A 15,132-nucleotide genomic window follows, 5' to 3' on the forward strand; every position below is an offset into this window, starting at 1 on the left:
AGGAGAATGATACAACAGGAATCAAGACTGTCAGTAGCAGATAACTCAGGAGCAAAAGAAGTGCTTTGTATTCGCGTATTAGGCGGTACTAAAAAGCGTTATGCTTCTGTAGGCGATAAAATTGTCGTTTCTGTGAAATCAGCTATCCCTTCTTCAAACGTTAAGAAAGGGACTGTATCTAGAGCGGTTGTTGTAAGAACAAAAAAAGAAGTTCGTAGAAAGGACGGTTCTTACATTCGTTTCGAAGACAATGCGGCAGTTTTATTAAACGCGCAAGACGAGCCAAGAGGTACTCGTATCTTCGGACCAGTCGCAAGAGAGCTTCGTGAGAAGCAATTTATGAAAATCGTTTCGTTAGCACCTGAGGTACTCTAAGAGTTATGAATAGAAAATTCCATATCAAAAAAGGCGACAAGGTAACAATCATCTCTGGTAACCACAAGGGCCAAGAGGGAGTTGTCCTAAAAGTTGACCGTGAGAAGGAGCGTGCCATCGTTGAAGGTGTGAATATGGTAACCAAACACATCAAACCTACTGCTGAAAAGCCAGAAGGTGGTGTAAACAAAATGGAAGCACCAATTCACGTTTCTAACATTAAGTTGATCGACCCTGAAACGGGTAATGCTACTCGCGTAGGTCGTAAGCTTGACGAAAACGGTAAGTTGAAAAGATATTCTAAGAACACTGGAAAATTTATCGACTAATGGCTACAGCGACAAGATTAAAGGACAAATACCAAGATGAAATCGTTTCTGCATTAAAGGAACGTTTCAACTACAAGTCTGTAATGCAAGTTCCAAGATTGGAAAAAATCGTTATCAACAGAGGTGTTGGTGAGGCAGTTGCAGACAAAAAACTTGTAGACATCGCAGTAGAAGAATTATCTACTATTGCTGGTCAGAAAGCAGTTCCGACAATGTCTAAGAAATCAATCTCAAACTTCAAATTACGTGAGGATATGCCAATTGGCGCTCGTGTAACATTAAGAGGTGACAGAATGTATCAATTCTTAGAGCGTTTAATCGCAATTGCTATTCCTCGTGAGCGTGACTTCCAAGGCATCAAAGATAAATTGGATGGTCGTGGTAACTATACTTTAGGTGTAAAAGAGCAGATCATTTTCCCTGAGATCAAAATTGATCAAGTAAAGAAAGTGACAGGTATGGACATTACGTTCACTACTTCTGCTAATACTGACGAGGAAGCTTACGAGCTTCTGAAGTTATTCGGAATGCCTTTTAAGAAAAAATAGTAAACACGAGAAACTATGGCTAGAGAAGCGATAAAAGCAAGAGAGCGTAAGCGCGAAAGACTTGTTGCGAAATTTGCAGCAAAGCGCAAGGCGTTAAAAGAAGCAGGTGACTGGGAAGGTCTTGATGCTCTTCCTAAGAACTCTTCACCGGTTCGTTTACATAACCGTTGTAAGTTAACTGGACGTCCAAAAGGTTACATGCGTAAGTTTGGTATTTCACGTGTTACTTTCCGTGAAATGGCATCTGCAGGTAAGATCCCTGGCGTTACAAAATCGAGCTGGTAATTTTAATTTAGGAACCTACGGCACAGAGTGCTGTAAAAATATTTGCAAGCAATGGCAATGACAGATCCTATAGCAGACTACCTTACAAGACTTAGAAACGCGATTAGCGCTAATAAGCGTATCGTAGAAGTTCCTGCTTCAAACATCAAGAAGCAAATGACTAAGGTACTGCATGAGAAAGGCTTCGTTCAAGGCTACAAGTTCGAGGATGGTGTTAATACTCAAGGTGTAATCAAAATCGCTTTGAAATACCACCCAGTAACTAAGCAACCTGCGGTTGTCGACTTAGAGCGTGTATCACGTCCAGGTCTTCGTAAGTATGCTAATGCTAAGAACATGCCGCGTGTATTAAATGGTTTAGGTATCGCAATCCTTTCAACTTCGAAAGGTGTGATGACTGACAAAGAAGCACGTGAATTGAATGTCGGTGGCGAAGTACTTTGCTACGTATACTAATAAGAATTAGTAAAAATACTTTTAACATAATGGCTGACCGCTTCCGGTACGAGTTACTGTGAGTGCCTTAAGCCTTAATTAAAGAAACCATGTCAAGAATTGGTAAAAAACCAGTTGCTATCCCTTCAGGAGTTGACGTAAAAGTTAACGACAACGTTTTAGTTGTAAAAGGACCTAAAGGTGAATTGCAACAGGAAGTCAACAAAGACATCAGTATCGAAGTTGAAGGTTCAGAAGTTCGTTTCGTACGTCCTTCAGATCATAAAGACCACCGCTCATTGCACGGTCTTTATAGAGCCTTAACTCAAAACATGGTGGTTGGTGTATCTGAAGGATACAAAAAATCACTAGAGTTGATTGGTGTTGGTTTTAAAGCATCGGTACAAGGTCAATTATTAGACCTTGATCTTGGTTATTCACACAGAATTCTTTTCCAAGTTCCAGCGGAAATCAAGGTGAGTGCTGAAACTGCAAAAGGTAAAGCTCCTATTGTTCACGTTGAAGGCGTAGACAAACAGTTAGTTGGACAAGTTGCAGCTAAAATTCGCTCATTCAGAAAGCCAGAACCATACAAAGGTAAAGGTGTGAAGTATGTTGGTGAAGAGATTAGAAGAAAAGCAGGTAAAGCTGCTGGTAAAAAATAACAAGTATGGCCACTAAGAAAGATCTGAGAAGACTGAGAATCAAAAGGGGTATTCGTAAGAAAATTTCAGGTACAGCTGAACGCCCTAGACTCTCTGTATATAAAAGTAATACTGCAATCTATGCGCAGTTGATCGACGACCAATCTGGCCGTACTCTTGTTGCCACTAACTCACGTGAGATCAATGCTGAAAGCAAAGCATCTAACGTTGCATTGGCATCAGAAGTAGGAAAGAAGGTTGCTGAGAAAGCTACTGCTGCTGGTATTTCAACGGTTATTTTTGACCGTAACGGTTACCTTTACCACGGTAAAGTGAAAGCGTTAGCAGAAGGTGCTAGAGAAGGTGGTTTGAAATTCTAAAGAGTTGTCAGAGATGAAACAAAACGTAACAAAAGTAAAATCGGCTGATCTAGAGCTAACAGAAAAAGTTGTTGCTATTAAGCGTGTTGCTAAAGTAGTAAAAGGCGGTAGACGCTTCAGCTTTTCTGCTATCGTAGTTGTAGGTAACGGTGATGGTGTTGCAGGTTATGGTTTGGGTAAAGCCAACGAGGTAACTGACGCAATCACTAAAGGCATCGACGACGCTAAGAAAAACTTAATGAAGGTGCCAGTACTTAAAGGTACTGTTCCTCACCCTCAAAAAGGTAAATTCGGCGGCGGACGCGTGCTTATTAAACCTGCTTCTGCTGGTACTGGTGTTATCGCAGGTGGTGCGATGCGTGCAGTATTAGAATCAGCAGGTGTTCATGACGTATTAGCTAAATCGCAAGGTTCTTCTAACCCACACAACGTGGTTAAAGCAACTTTCGATGCACTACTAAAAATGCGTGACCCACGTATGGTAGCTGAGCAACGCGGAGTGAAATTAAGCAAAGTTTTTAACGGCTAATCAAATTATCTAAACTGTTATGGCAAAGATCCGTATTACTCAGGTTAGATCGTTGATCGGTCGTCCTGAAAGACAAAAGCGCACAATTAAGGCGCTTGGCTTAGGTAAAATCAACAAAACTGTGGAAAAAGAAGCAAATCCACAGATCCTTGGCATGGTTAAGGCAGTTGATCACCTAATCAGCGTTGAAGAGTTGTAAATTCTTTGTACTTTTGCATTAGGCATTAGTACTTTAAAAGGTATTAATTAGGAAACAGTCATGAAACTGCATACACTAAGTCCTGCGAAAGGTGGTAAAGTTCGCCAAAATAAGCGCGTAGGTCGTGGACAAGGCTCAGGCCGAGGTGGTACGTCAACACGTGGTCACAAAGGTGCTAAGTCACGTTCTGGTTACAGCCAGAAGTTTGGCTTCGAAGGAGGTCAAATGCCATTACAACGCCGCGTGCCTAAATTCGGCTTCAAATCTCCTTTTAGAGTTGAGTATACTCCAATTAACTTGGAGAAGATCCAAAAGATCGCTGACGAGAAAGGGATTACTACTTTCGCATTAGAGACATTCGTGGAGTTAGGCGTTATTTCTAAGAACGGTAAAGTTAAAGTTCTTGGTAATGGTGAGCTAACTGCAACAGTAGAGATTTCGGCGAACGCTTTCTCTGCATCTGCTAAAGAGGCAATCGAAAAAGCAGGCGGAAAAGCGATTACATTGTAAGAAGCTATGAATAAGTTTGTCAAGACACTGAAGAACATTTTTTCAATCGAGGAACTCAAAGATAGAATTTTCTACACTTTGGGTTTCCTTGCGATTTTCAGATTGGGGTCGTATATCGTCCTTCCTGGAGTAGATCCATCAGCTTTATCTGATTCGTCAGGTGGACTTTTGGGCATGTTAAATATCTTCTTAGGAGGAGCATTTACGCGTGCATCAATCTTTGCTCTAGGTATCATGCCTTACATTTCGGCATCCATCGTGATCCAATTGTTAGGTATGGCGGTTCCTTACTTTCAGCGTATGCAGAAAGAAGGTGAATCGGGCCGTAAGCGTATTAACCAAATAACGCGTGTTTTGACGATCGTGATTACACTCGCGCAGGGTTCTGGATATTTATATTCAACAATCCCTAACGAGGCAATCGTCATCAAGCAGTCATTATTCTACCCAGCAGCAATGATTATTCTAACTGCGGGTACAATTTTCTGTATGTGGCTTGGTGAAAAAATCACTGAGAAAGGAATAGGTAATGGTATCTCAATGCTGATCATGATCGGTATTATTTCGGGATTCCCAACAGCGATTTACCAAGAGTTTGAAACTCAAGGTATGTCAATTCTTCTTGTAGTTGAATTGATTGCGTTGTTCTTTATCATTATGGGAGTAGTTCTATTGAACGCTGCTGTACGTAAAGTACCTGTGCAATATGCTCGTCAAGTGGTTGGTGCTGGTGGTAAGAAGCGTACGCTTGCTACAGGTCAACGTTCGTACATTCCTTTAAAAGTGAATGCAGCGAATGTGATGCCTATCATCTTTGCACAATCATTGATGTTCCTTCCTTCATTGATTGCAGGCGTTTGGGCAGATGAAAGTGATACAGCAAGATGGGTAATGCAGAATTTCTCTGATTACACTTCTTTTGCTTATAACTTAACATTTGCAACATTAATTCTTCTTTTCACTTACTTCTACACAGCGATCACGATTAATCCTGATCAAATGTCAGAAGATTTGAAGAGAAATAATGCTTTTGTACCAAACGTTAAACCAGGTGAAGAGACTTCTAATTTTATTAGCTGGATTCTAGATAGAATCACACTTCCTTCAGCTATTTATTTAGCTGTTGTAGCAATCCTTCCTGCTTTTGCAAGCATGTTGGGTGTTAGTACTGGTTTCTCTAGATTCTATGGTGGTACTTCACTAATCATTATGGTGGGTGTTATCTTAGATACTCTTCAGCAAATTGAGTCGTACTTGCTAATGCAAAACTATGATTCGATGATGAAGTCTGGAAATATCAAAGGACGCCAAAACGTGGCAACAGTCTAATGGTATACTATAAAACAGAAGAGGAGATTGAACTAATGCGTATCAGTGCCGACTTGCTCGGCCGTACACATGGTGAAATCGCAAAGAATACAAAAGAAGGGGTGAGTCTAAAAGCAATTGATAAAATCGCACATGATTTTATCATGGACAATGGGGCTCATCCCTCATTCTTGAACTATAATGGGTTTCCCAATACCCTTTGTATGTCACTGAATGATGTTATTGTACACGGTATTCCTACTGATTATGAATTAAAAGATGGAGATGTCATCTCTATCGATTGTGGCGTTTTCTTAAATGGTTTTCATTCTGATAGTGCATACACTTATCCTGTGGGTAACGTAGCGCCTGATACAATGAAACTATTAAAGGTGACAAAGGAATCACTTCAAAAAGGTATTGATGCTTGTAAAGTCAATAATAGAATTGGTGATGTAAGTTTTGCAGTTCAGCAACATGCTGAGATGCATGGGTATGGTGTAGTTAGAGAATTGGTTGGTCATGGTTTAGGTAAAAACCTTCATGAAAAACCAGAAGTACCTAATTACGGGAAAAGAGGTAGAGGATTAAAAATCAAAGATGGATTGGTGATTGCCATTGAACCTATGATTAACATGGGGACGAGAGCTATTACTCAAGACAGAGATGGTTGGACAATTCGTACGAGAGATCGTCAACCTTCTGCTCATTATGAACACACAGTTGCGATCGTAAATGGTCAGACTGAAGTGTTGACAACGTTCAAGTACATCGAGGAGGTATATCCATTTTAATTAAAAACTATATCAAATGCCAAAACAATCAAACATTACCCAAGACGGTACGATCGTAGAGGCCCTTTCAAATGCAATGTTCCGTGTGGAGCTTAAGAATGGACACCAGGTTGTAGCACACATCTCTGGTAAAATGCGTATGCACTACATTCGTATCCTCCCAGGTGACAAAGTTCGTTTGGAAATGTCTCCATATGATCTTACTAAAGGAAGAATTGTTTATAGATATAAATAATTCAAAAAAAATACCTATCTTTGCGGGCCTGAGTTTGATCTTATTCAAATAGATTAACACGCAGTAACAAATAATCGGGAGAATTCCCTTTATTTTTGCCTACTATTAGATGAAGGTATGTTTAGTGCATGTGATGTATTCAATTATTTGGATAGACTGAGCATGGATAGGCGACTTTCGAGGTGCCTTGACATTTAAATCAGGGAATTTACACGTTTAAAAAAATCGGAGCAATGAAAGTCAAAGCTTCTATCAAAAAACGCAGTGCGGACGATAAGATCATCCGCCGCAAAGGCAAGTTGTACGTTATCAACAAGAAAAATCCAAGACATAAACAACGTCAAGGATAATTCTTAGTACAAGGAGCAAGAATTAATTTAAGTTTTACAAAACCGTTCACAAGTAAAACATGGCACGTATTGCAGGTGTTGACATTCCAAACAACAAAAGAGGTGTTATTTCATTAACATACATCTTTGGTATCGGAAAAGCGTCAGCGGCGAATATCCTTGCTGAAGCTGGAGTAAGCGAGGATAAAAAAGTTCAAGATTGGACTGACGAAGAATCACAAAAGATTCGTGAGCTTATCACTGAAGGTCACAAAATCGAAGGTGAGTTGAAGTCTGAAATTCAATTAAACATCAAACGTTTGATGGATATTGGATGTTACAGAGGTCTTCGTCACAGAAGAGGTTTGCCAGTTCGTGGTCAACATACCAAGAACAACTCACGTACTCGTAAGGGTAAGCGTAAGACTGTTGCAAACAAGAAGAAATAATTTAGTTCATAGCGTTTAGCTGAACAAAAGAAATTATGGCTCAAAGAAGAAAAAACGAAAAAACTAAGAAAAGAGTAGTTAATGTAACTCAGGAGGGAGAGGTTCACATCAGAGCATCTTTTAACAACATTATCATCTCTTTCACCAACAAAGAAGGACAAGTGATTTCTTGGTCTTCAGCTGGTAAAATGGGCTTCAGAGGCTCAAAGAAAAACACTCCTTACGCTGCGCAACAAGCGTCATCTGATGCTGCTAAAGTAGCATTTGACTTAGGTATGCGTAAAGCGGAGGTATTTGTAAAAGGTCCGGGTTCAGGTCGTGAAGCGGCTATCCGTACTGTACAAAATTCAGGTATCGAAGTAACTATCATCAAAGACGTTACTCCTCTACCACATAACGGTTGTCGTCCTCCAAAGAGAAGAAGAGTCTGATACGACTCTCTCTTGTTGAGAGAACCAATCGATATGAGTGTGTTATTTAGTTAGGGTCTGTCGTCTTAAGCCACGACAGAGATCATTAACACCTCCTGAAAAAATTTAATTTTTAAAGACACTCCTAAAAATTCTAGAGAAATGGCTAGATATACAGGGCCTACGTCGAAGATTGCTAGAAAGTTTAATGATCCAATCTTCGGGGCATGCAAGGAACTTAAGAAAAAGGCGTATCCTCCAGGACAGCATGGTAAAAACAGACGTCGTAAACAGTCTGAATATGCTATCCAGCTTGCTGCTAAGCAGAAAGCGAAATACACTTACGGTGTATTAGAACGTCAGTTCCGTAATATTTTCGAAAAAGCTGCGAAAAAGTCAGGTATCACAGGTACTAACTTATTACAGTACTTAGAAGCGAGACTTGACAACACAGTATATCGTTTAGGATTCGCTCCTACTCGTAGAGCTGCGAGACAATTAGTATCGCACAAACACATTACTGTGAACGGTAAAGTAGTGAACATTCCTTCTTACACTTTGAAAGCAGGTGATGTGATTGGTATTCGTGCTAAATCACAAACTAACAAAGTGATTAAAGAGGCTACGACTGGTAAACAACGTACTGCTTACTCTTGGTTACAATATAATGCTGAGAGCTTAACTGGTACTTTTGTTCAATCACCAGAGAGAGACGAGATCCCTGAAAATATTCAAGAGCAACTTATCGTCGAGTTGTACTCTAAGTAATATAGATCTTTGGAAAATGCTTCTAAGAATGTTATTTTAACATTCTTAGAAGTTTTTCGTATGATCTTATTAATCTTTTTAAAACCGCAACCATTATATGTCCATTCTTGCTTTCCAAAAACCCGATAAAGTGGCGATCGAAAAGGCTGATGATTTTAAAGGTCTTTTTGAGTTTAAACCATTAGAAAAAGGGTACGGTGTAACAATAGGTAACGCACTCAGACGTATTTTACTTTCGTCGCTTGAAGGATATGCTATCGTGGGGATCAAATTCCCAAATGTACTCCACGAATATTCTGCTATAGATGGCGTTGTAGAAGATGTTACTGAAATCATTCTGAACTTGAAACAAGTACGTTTTAAGGCAGAGGTGGAGAGCCCATCGCAAAAAATCAGTATCAACATCAGTGGTAAAAGCGAATTCAAAGCAGGCGATATTGCTCAGTTTACTGAAGAATATAAGGTCTTAAACCCTGATTTCGTAATCTGTAACTTGGATGAGAGTGTGAATCTACAGGTTGAGTTCACAATGATGAACGGCCGTGGATACTTATCTGCTGATGACCAAACAGAGAGCGAAGCTGACGATGTTGTAGGTTTTATTCCAATTGACGCGATCTTTACACCAGTAAAAAATGTTAGATACCATGTTGAAGACCTTCGTGTTGACGACCGTACTGACTTTGAAAAATTGGTGATTGAAGTTGCGACTGATGGGTCTATCCATCCTGAAGAAGCGTTAAAAGGAGCTGCCAACATCCTTATTCAACACTTCATGCTATTCTCTGATAAGAATATGATCATTGATGAGTTTGAAGATACGAATGCTGTAGAAATTGATGATGAGTACTTAAGAATGCGTAAGCTACTTAAAACTTCATTATCTGATCTTGAGTTGTCAGTTCGTGCGTACAATTGTTTGAAGGCTGCTGATGTGAAAACATTGGGTGATTTAGCCTCATTAGAAATTTCTGACATGATGAAATTCAGAAACTTCGGTAAGAAATCTCTTACTGAACTTGAACTTCTTATGACAGAGAAAAATTTATCTTTCGGTATGGACGTGACTAAGTATCGTTTAGACGAAGACTAGGTCATTTTTACATAAAGAATAGATAGTGGTTGTTCCTTGGACACGGCAACTGCTTTACTTACCGGCTAAAAATAAGCTACGGCTTATTGGAAGTTATTCGTCCGATTTAATATTTATTAATTGTAGCAGTTCCTAATACGGCTGTTACTTAATCATTTTCTTAGAAATGAGACACGGTAAAAAATTCAACCACTTAGGTAGACAAAAGAAGCACAGAGAGTTGATGCTTGCTAACATGGCTTGTTCATTAATCGAGCATAAGCGTATCTTCACTACTGTAGCTAAAGCTAAAGCTTTACGTAAATATGTAGAGCCATTAGTAACTAAAGCGAAAAACGATACAATGCACTCTCGTCGTGTAGTATTCTCTTACCTTCGCGATAAAGAAGGTACTTCAGAGTTATTCACTACAATTCGTGATGCTGTTATCAATCGTCCAGGTGGTTACACTCGTATCATCAAAACTGGTCGTCGTTTAGGTGACGGTGCTGAGATGGCGATGGTAGAATTTGTTGATTTCAACGATATCTACAACGTAAAAGAAACTAAGACGAAAACTCGTCGTAGAAAGAAAAAAGCTTCAGCTCCAGCTGCTCCAGAAGCACCGGCAACTGAAGAAAATAATAATGAAGAATCAGCTGAATAATTCAGATGATGATCCATTAATTTATACAAAGGGAAATGATTTTGTTAATCATTTCCCTTTTTTTTGAGCTGTAATTAACATGGTTACAGAGTTTTTAATATTTTTGTGCAATCTAAGTTCAAACATACTGTAATATCAATGGAGAAGAAGACGGCCATTTTAATGCTTCAAGACGGAACTACTTACAAAGGAACGGCTATCGGAGCGGTTGGTACCACAACTGGTGAAATTTGTTTCAACACAAGTATGACAGGTTATCAAGAGATCTATACAGATCCGTCATACTACGGACAAATTATCGTAAATACTGTGTCTCATATCGGTAACTATGGTACAGTACACAACGAAAACGAATCAAAAAAGCCTCAAATCAATGGTCTTGTTGTAAAAAACTTTTCTAGCGTATTCTCAAGAAGTACAGCAGAAGTCTCATTACAAGATTACCTTGAACAAGCTAACTTAGTAGGTATTGCAGATATCGATACTCGAGAACTTGTTAGGCATATTCGTCAAAAAGGTGCAATGAATGCTATTATTACATCAGAAACTGATGACCTTGACGAAATCAAAAAACTCTTAAAGGCTACTCCAAACATGGAAGGATTAGAATTATCTTCTGTTGTTTGTACTAAAGAACCTTATTTTGTAGGTGATCCTCATGCTTCTGTAAAAGTAGCAGTTTTAGACCTAGGTGTAAAAAAATCAATCCTTGAGAACTTTACATCAAGAGGTATGCTTTGTAAAGTATTCCCTTCGGATACTACTTTTGAGCAAATGAAACAGTGGAAACCTGACGGATACTTCTTATCTAATGGCCCTGGTGATCCAGCTGTAATGGATTACGCTGTAGAAACTGCTAAGCAAATCTTAGAAGCAAATAAACCATTATTTGGTATTTGTTTAGGGCATCAAATTATTTCAAGAGCTGTAGGTCTTGAAACTTATAAGATGCACAACGGTCATAGAGGAGCAAATCATCCAGTGAAAAACTTGGTTTCAGGTAGATCTGAAATTACTTCACAAAACCACGGTTTTGCTGTAAGTATGGAAAGTATTGAAGGGAATGATTCTATTGAGTTAACACACATCAATCTTAACGATGACACTGTAGAAGGTATCAGAGTTAAAGATAAGAATGCGTTTTCAGTACAATATCACCCTGAGGCATCTCCAGGACCAAATGATTCGAGATATCTATTTACTCGCTTCTTAGAATTAATTCAAGAAAACAGCTAATTGTTGTTATCTTAAAAAAAATACAAGCATAGTTTATTTTTATAGACTATGCTTTTTTTTTGTTTTAAAGAGTCTTCAGTATGTTTTTTGTATCTTGTGTAATTAATAAACAAATCACAGGGAATTTTTTGATGACTTACTTTAAGTTCAACATATATTATCTGATTCATCTAGTATTCTTTTTTGCAATAAGTAGTACATGCTTTGGTCAAGGTCCTTTATCAAGTGGTAAAGTATATAAGATTAAGGTAGATAAAAGTGGTGTTTATAAATTAGATGCTACTGTTTTTAATGAATTAGGAATTGACTACACTACTATTAACCCACAAAATATTTCTGTTTTTGGTTTTGGTTATGGTATGATGCCACAACCTAATGCTATAGATAGACCATCTACATTATTAGAGACTCCTATTCAGTTTGTCGGTCAAAACAGTTCATCATTTTCTGAAAATGATTATTTCTTATTTTATGCAGATGGTCCTGATAAAGTAATATTTGATCAGGAGAATGAATTTGTGGATTATGAGTTAAACTTATATGATACCGATAACTATTACTTTATAAAAGTAGGTAGTGAGCCTGGAGCCAGAATTAACATTGAAGATGCATCGGTATCTAATCCATCAAATTTTTCTAAGCTCATAGAAGTAGTGCATCACGAGGAGGAATTAGTAAAAGGATTAAGTGAACCTTCGGGAAGGTTTTGGTTTGGAGAAAGTTTTATTTCCACAACAGATAGAACTATAGAAGTACCTATTTTATCTTCTACTAGTTCTACAAAACTAAAATTGAAGCCAGGTGTAATGGCTAAATCAAGAGCTGAAAGTACATTTAGTTTTACTATTTCTGGTTCACAGAGAGGAGAGGTCAATGTTCCTGCAGCTCCTGATTTTAACTCTTATCGTTATGGTAATCAAGGACACATGGTAAATACTATGTTTGATCAGTTTACTGTAAGTTCTTTAGGTGCTGCGATTAATGTGGATATAAGCTATAGTAAACCTATATCAGATTCAGAAGGTTATCTAGATTATCTAACTTTTAATGTTGAAAGAGCATTACAGAAAACTTCAGGAGGTATTGTATTGCATGGATTCTTAGGTAGTATTGAAGATGGTGCATCAATAGAAAACCCTAATAATTTATCAGTATGGAATATATCTCATGCTGATCAAATCAAAGAACTTACTACGACTTCAGGTAGGGTTTACCTTCCTACAGATGAAGACAACTTTTCTGTTATCGCTTTTGATAAAAATGATGTATTACTTCCAATAGCAGAAGGAGAAATAAGTAATCAAGATTTGAGGAATTTAAATACTCCTCATCTAATTATTATCACAGCACCTCAATATTTATCAGAATCTCAAAAATTTGCAGACCATAGAAAATCACACTCTAATATTGATGTTACAGTTGTAACGATAGATGAAGTATACAATGAGTTTTCTTCCGGTAGGCAAGATGTAACAGCTATAAGAGATTTTGCAAGACATTTATATTTAACAAACCCTGAAAAATTGAAGTATTTATTACTAATAGGACAGGGGTCGTACGATTATAAAGACATCAAAACAGAAGGAGGAAGTCAAGTAGCTATTTATGAGTCTAGAGATGTTTTGATGAGAACAAGAACTTTTTCGTCAGATGATTATTTTGGTTTTTTTGATGAAGACGAAGGTTTTTGGGGTGAAAATATAGATGGTCAGGTAGATAATGATGATTTGGAAATTGGTATTGGTCGTTTGCCAGTAAAAAATAACGAACATGCTGAAACCATGATTAATAAAATTATTTATTATGATACAGCTACTCAGAATTTAAATCAATGGAAAAAGTCCGTTTTATTTGTCGCTGATGATGGAGATAATAATACTCACCAACGAGATGCAAATGATCTAGCAGTTTATGTAGAGGAAAATAATCCTGATTTTAATTCAGAACGACTATATATTGATAACCAACCCAAAGAAACATCGCCGACAGGTGCAGTTTCACCAGAAACTAATGAGTTGTTAGTGGATTGGATAGAAAATAAAGAAGTTCTTATTGTTAATTATAGTGGTCATGGTTCCGTTTCTAAATGGGCAGATGAGGATATCTTTAATATTCCAACAATTGCAGATTTATCCAATAATGCTGTATTACCATTATTTTTCACAGCAACCTGTGAATTTGGACGTTATGATAACCCAGCTATAACATCTGGAGCGGAGCGATTAGTATTCCTTGAAAATGCTGGAGCTATTGCTATGATGACTACAACACGACCGGTGTACGCATCTAGTAATTTTAAAATCAATAAAGCTTTCTATGAAAATGTTTTCCAGAAAGAATCAGATGGGACATTTCAATCTCTAGGAGAAGTATTTAGGTTAACAAAGAATCAAAGTTTATCAGGGGTAAACAATAGAAATTTTGCCTTATTAGGAGATCCTTCTTTAGAGCTATCCTTACCATCAAGAGAAGTTTCAATTACGTCTTTAAATGGAGAGTCATTAATAGACGAAGATACTATCAGCGCTTTGGACAGAGTTTCGATAAGTGGGGAGGTAACTTTAAATGGGCAGAAAGACGAAAGCTTTAATGGTGAGGTTTATCTAACGATGTATGAAAAACCAGTAACTAGCTCAACAAGAGGAAATGATGGTGAAGAAACAGTATTTCAATACCAAGAAAGAAAATTCCAATTGTATAGAGGTGTGACAAATATTGAAAATGGAACTTTTAATACAAATTTTGTAGTTCCTAAAGACATAAGATATTCATTTGGCAACGCTAAATTTAGTTTTTATGCTATCAATGATGAAACTAATGATGCACTCGGAAGTAATATAGATATTATTTTAGGAGGGACTTCTAAAGATCCTGTGATTGATGATACTCCTCCAAGCATACAATTAATGATGAACGGAGTAGAGAATACTACAAATGTCTATCCCGATTGCTTTGTTCAAGGTTTATTAAATGATGAGTCTGGAATAAATCTTTCAGGTCTTGGTGTAGGACATGATTTATTGTTACAATTGGATGGAGGCGATACTTCTTGGGTAGTCAATGATTATGTTCAACCGTTAAATGATGGAAATAATACATATTCTTTCGTGTTCCCGCTAAATGATTTGGAAGTAGGAGAGCACACTTTGACTTTAGAAGCTTGGGATGTTCTTAATAATAGAAGTGAAGCAACGGTTACTTTTTATGTTTCACCTGTTGAAGCAATAGAAGTAGAATCCTTTATAGCTTATCCTAATCCTGTTTATGATGATTTTACATTATCATTTATGCATAATATTGAAGGTCAAAACATCAATGTCATCACAAATATTATTGATATGACAGGAAAAGTCGTTATAAGTTCAGAGAATGAGTTTGAAAGTGTGGATAATTCAATACAATTGTATTATAATGGATTAAAATCACAATATGGGTTGTATCCTGGGGTTTATGTAGTTCAATCGATCATAAATTGTAACGATTTGAACCTAAATACAGTAAAGACGACAAGAATAATATTAAATTAAAATTAAATCTATCAGAAATTTACGATTAGATTAATTATCTTTAAATGAAAGTAAAATCTACGCCTATAAAGTAACTATACTCAACTGTTATAATACTGCTCTA

Annotated in this window: 21 protein-coding genes; all 21 read left to right on the plus strand. The window is 37.5% G+C overall.

Features of this window, described 5'->3' with window-relative positions; translation table 11 throughout:
- Window positions 1-6 precede the first annotated feature (6 nt).
- The 21 genes from rplN to porU all read left to right on the plus strand — a co-directional run bounded on the left by rplN (window position 7) and on the right by porU (window position 15,029).
- Window positions 7-375 (plus strand): 50S ribosomal protein L14, encoded by a 369-nt coding sequence (gene rplN, locus QL232_RS05010; RefSeq protein ID WP_066212081.1) that lies wholly within the window; start codon window positions 7-9, stop codon window positions 373-375.
- 5 nt (window positions 376-380) lie between these two features.
- Window positions 381-704, plus strand: coding sequence for a 50S ribosomal protein L24 (gene rplX, locus QL232_RS05015; RefSeq protein WP_168880354.1), 324 nt, complete (start codon window positions 381-383; stop codon window positions 702-704).
- Window positions 704-1,252: a 50S ribosomal protein L5 gene (rplE, locus tag QL232_RS05020; RefSeq protein ID WP_168880355.1), complete on the plus strand. Its 549-nt coding sequence runs from the start codon at window positions 704-706 to the stop codon at window positions 1,250-1,252. The genes rplX and rplE overlap by 1 nt, the downstream gene beginning before the upstream one ends.
- Before the next feature lie 15 nt (window positions 1,253-1,267).
- The gene (rpsN, locus tag QL232_RS05025) at window positions 1,268-1,537 is read left to right on the plus strand and encodes a 30S ribosomal protein S14 (RefSeq protein ID WP_168880356.1); all 270 of its coding nucleotides are present in this window, start codon (window positions 1,268-1,270) and stop codon (window positions 1,535-1,537) included.
- Window positions 1,538-1,594: 57 nt separating this feature from the next.
- On the plus strand, window positions 1,595-1,993 hold the full coding sequence (gene rpsH, locus QL232_RS05030; protein WP_281613327.1) for a 30S ribosomal protein S8: 399 nt from the start codon (window positions 1,595-1,597) through the stop codon (window positions 1,991-1,993).
- Between the two features lie 89 nt (window positions 1,994-2,082).
- On the plus strand, window positions 2,083-2,637 hold the full coding sequence (rplF, locus tag QL232_RS05035) for a 50S ribosomal protein L6 (protein ID WP_168880358.1): 555 nt from the start codon (window positions 2,083-2,085) through the stop codon (window positions 2,635-2,637).
- 5 nt (window positions 2,638-2,642) lie between these two features.
- Entirely contained in the window at window positions 2,643-2,996 is a 354-nt protein-coding gene (gene rplR / locus QL232_RS05040) for a 50S ribosomal protein L18 (RefSeq protein WP_168880359.1), read from the plus strand.
- 4 nt (window positions 2,997-3,000) lie between these two features.
- Entirely contained in the window at window positions 3,001-3,525 is a 525-nt protein-coding gene (gene rpsE / locus QL232_RS05045; RefSeq protein ID WP_052444226.1) for a 30S ribosomal protein S5, read from the plus strand.
- 19 nt (window positions 3,526-3,544) lie between these two features.
- Window positions 3,545-3,724: a 50S ribosomal protein L30 gene (gene rpmD / locus QL232_RS05050; RefSeq protein WP_168880360.1), complete on the plus strand. Its 180-nt coding sequence runs from the start codon at window positions 3,545-3,547 to the stop codon at window positions 3,722-3,724.
- Between the two features lie 60 nt (window positions 3,725-3,784).
- Window positions 3,785-4,234, plus strand: a complete 450-nt coding sequence (gene rplO / locus QL232_RS05055) for a 50S ribosomal protein L15 (RefSeq protein ID WP_168880361.1) — start codon at window positions 3,785-3,787, stop codon at window positions 4,232-4,234.
- 6 nt (window positions 4,235-4,240) lie between these two features.
- Window positions 4,241-5,563, plus strand: coding sequence for a preprotein translocase subunit SecY (secY, locus tag QL232_RS05060; RefSeq protein ID WP_281613328.1), 1,323 nt, complete (start codon window positions 4,241-4,243; stop codon window positions 5,561-5,563).
- A complete protein-coding gene (gene map / locus QL232_RS05065; protein ID WP_168880363.1) occupies window positions 5,563-6,336 on the plus strand; it encodes a type I methionyl aminopeptidase in 774 nt (257 codons plus the stop codon). Before secY ends, map begins: the two co-directional genes overlap by 1 nt.
- Before the next feature lie 16 nt (window positions 6,337-6,352).
- Window positions 6,353-6,571 (plus strand): translation initiation factor IF-1, encoded by a 219-nt coding sequence (gene infA, locus QL232_RS05070; protein ID WP_044228392.1) that lies wholly within the window; start codon window positions 6,353-6,355, stop codon window positions 6,569-6,571.
- Window positions 6,572-6,804: 233 nt separating this feature from the next.
- The gene (gene rpmJ / locus QL232_RS05075) at window positions 6,805-6,921 is read left to right on the plus strand and encodes a 50S ribosomal protein L36 (protein ID WP_082026427.1); all 117 of its coding nucleotides are present in this window, start codon (window positions 6,805-6,807) and stop codon (window positions 6,919-6,921) included.
- Between the two features lie 59 nt (window positions 6,922-6,980).
- A complete protein-coding gene (gene rpsM / locus QL232_RS05080) occupies window positions 6,981-7,349 on the plus strand; it encodes a 30S ribosomal protein S13 (protein ID WP_168880364.1) in 369 nt (122 codons plus the stop codon).
- A 35-nt stretch (window positions 7,350-7,384) separates the two neighbouring features.
- Window positions 7,385-7,780, plus strand: coding sequence for a 30S ribosomal protein S11 (gene rpsK / locus QL232_RS05085; protein ID WP_168880365.1), 396 nt, complete (start codon window positions 7,385-7,387; stop codon window positions 7,778-7,780).
- A 141-nt stretch (window positions 7,781-7,921) separates the two neighbouring features.
- On the plus strand, window positions 7,922-8,527 hold the full coding sequence (rpsD, locus tag QL232_RS05090; protein WP_168880366.1) for a 30S ribosomal protein S4: 606 nt from the start codon (window positions 7,922-7,924) through the stop codon (window positions 8,525-8,527).
- A gap of 97 nt (window positions 8,528-8,624) precedes the next feature.
- Window positions 8,625-9,620, plus strand: coding sequence for a DNA-directed RNA polymerase subunit alpha (locus QL232_RS05095; RefSeq protein ID WP_168880367.1), 996 nt, complete (start codon window positions 8,625-8,627; stop codon window positions 9,618-9,620).
- Between the two features lie 166 nt (window positions 9,621-9,786).
- Window positions 9,787-10,266 (plus strand): 50S ribosomal protein L17, encoded by a 480-nt coding sequence (rplQ, locus tag QL232_RS05100; RefSeq protein WP_168880368.1) that lies wholly within the window; start codon window positions 9,787-9,789, stop codon window positions 10,264-10,266.
- A gap of 138 nt (window positions 10,267-10,404) precedes the next feature.
- Window positions 10,405-11,502 (plus strand): glutamine-hydrolyzing carbamoyl-phosphate synthase small subunit, encoded by a 1,098-nt coding sequence (gene carA / locus QL232_RS05105; RefSeq protein WP_168880369.1) that lies wholly within the window; start codon window positions 10,405-10,407, stop codon window positions 11,500-11,502.
- Between the two features lie 131 nt (window positions 11,503-11,633).
- Complete coding sequence (porU, locus tag QL232_RS05110) at window positions 11,634-15,029, plus strand: type IX secretion system sortase PorU (protein WP_281613329.1); 3,396 nt, start codon at window positions 11,634-11,636, stop codon at window positions 15,027-15,029.
- The last annotated feature ends 103 nt before the right edge of the window (window positions 15,030-15,132 follow it).

It is taken from the genome of Flammeovirga sp. SubArs3 (genome assembly GCF_947387565.1).
In the GTDB taxonomy this organism is placed as follows: domain Bacteria; phylum Bacteroidota; class Bacteroidia; order Cytophagales; family Flammeovirgaceae; genus Flammeovirga; species Flammeovirga agarivorans.

Bases quoted from the DNA above. Each gene is read 5' to 3' on its own strand.
- rplN (WP_066212081.1), top strand. From the start codon at position 7: ATGATACAACAGGAATCAAGACTGTCAGTAGCAGATAACTCAGGAGCA.
- rplX (WP_168880354.1), top strand. From the start codon at position 381: ATGAATAGAAAATTCCATATCAAAAAAGGCGACAAGGTAACAATCATC.
- rplE (WP_168880355.1), top strand. From the start codon at position 704: ATGGCTACAGCGACAAGATTAAAGGACAAATACCAAGATGAAATCGTT.
- rpsN (WP_168880356.1), top strand. From the start codon at position 1,268: ATGGCTAGAGAAGCGATAAAAGCAAGAGAGCGTAAGCGCGAAAGACTT.
- rpsH (WP_281613327.1), top strand. From the start codon at position 1,595: ATGACAGATCCTATAGCAGACTACCTTACAAGACTTAGAAACGCGATT.
- rplF (WP_168880358.1), top strand. From the start codon at position 2,083: ATGTCAAGAATTGGTAAAAAACCAGTTGCTATCCCTTCAGGAGTTGAC.
- rplR (WP_168880359.1), top strand. From the start codon at position 2,643: ATGGCCACTAAGAAAGATCTGAGAAGACTGAGAATCAAAAGGGGTATT.
- rpmD (WP_168880360.1), top strand. From the start codon at position 3,545: ATGGCAAAGATCCGTATTACTCAGGTTAGATCGTTGATCGGTCGTCCT.
- rplO (WP_168880361.1), top strand. From the start codon at position 3,785: ATGAAACTGCATACACTAAGTCCTGCGAAAGGTGGTAAAGTTCGCCAA.
- secY (WP_281613328.1), top strand. From the start codon at position 4,241: ATGAATAAGTTTGTCAAGACACTGAAGAACATTTTTTCAATCGAGGAA.
- map (WP_168880363.1), top strand. From the start codon at position 5,563: ATGGTATACTATAAAACAGAAGAGGAGATTGAACTAATGCGTATCAGT.
- infA (WP_044228392.1), top strand. From the start codon at position 6,353: ATGCCAAAACAATCAAACATTACCCAAGACGGTACGATCGTAGAGGCC.
- rpmJ (WP_082026427.1), top strand. From the start codon at position 6,805: ATGAAAGTCAAAGCTTCTATCAAAAAACGCAGTGCGGACGATAAGATC.
- rpsM (WP_168880364.1), top strand. From the start codon at position 6,981: ATGGCACGTATTGCAGGTGTTGACATTCCAAACAACAAAAGAGGTGTT.
- rpsK (WP_168880365.1), top strand. From the start codon at position 7,385: ATGGCTCAAAGAAGAAAAAACGAAAAAACTAAGAAAAGAGTAGTTAAT.
- rpsD (WP_168880366.1), top strand. From the start codon at position 7,922: ATGGCTAGATATACAGGGCCTACGTCGAAGATTGCTAGAAAGTTTAAT.
- QL232_RS05095 (WP_168880367.1), top strand. From the start codon at position 8,625: ATGTCCATTCTTGCTTTCCAAAAACCCGATAAAGTGGCGATCGAAAAG.
- rplQ (WP_168880368.1), top strand. From the start codon at position 9,787: ATGAGACACGGTAAAAAATTCAACCACTTAGGTAGACAAAAGAAGCAC.
- carA (WP_168880369.1), top strand. From the start codon at position 10,405: ATGGAGAAGAAGACGGCCATTTTAATGCTTCAAGACGGAACTACTTAC.
- porU (WP_281613329.1), top strand. From the start codon at position 11,634: ATGACTTACTTTAAGTTCAACATATATTATCTGATTCATCTAGTATTC.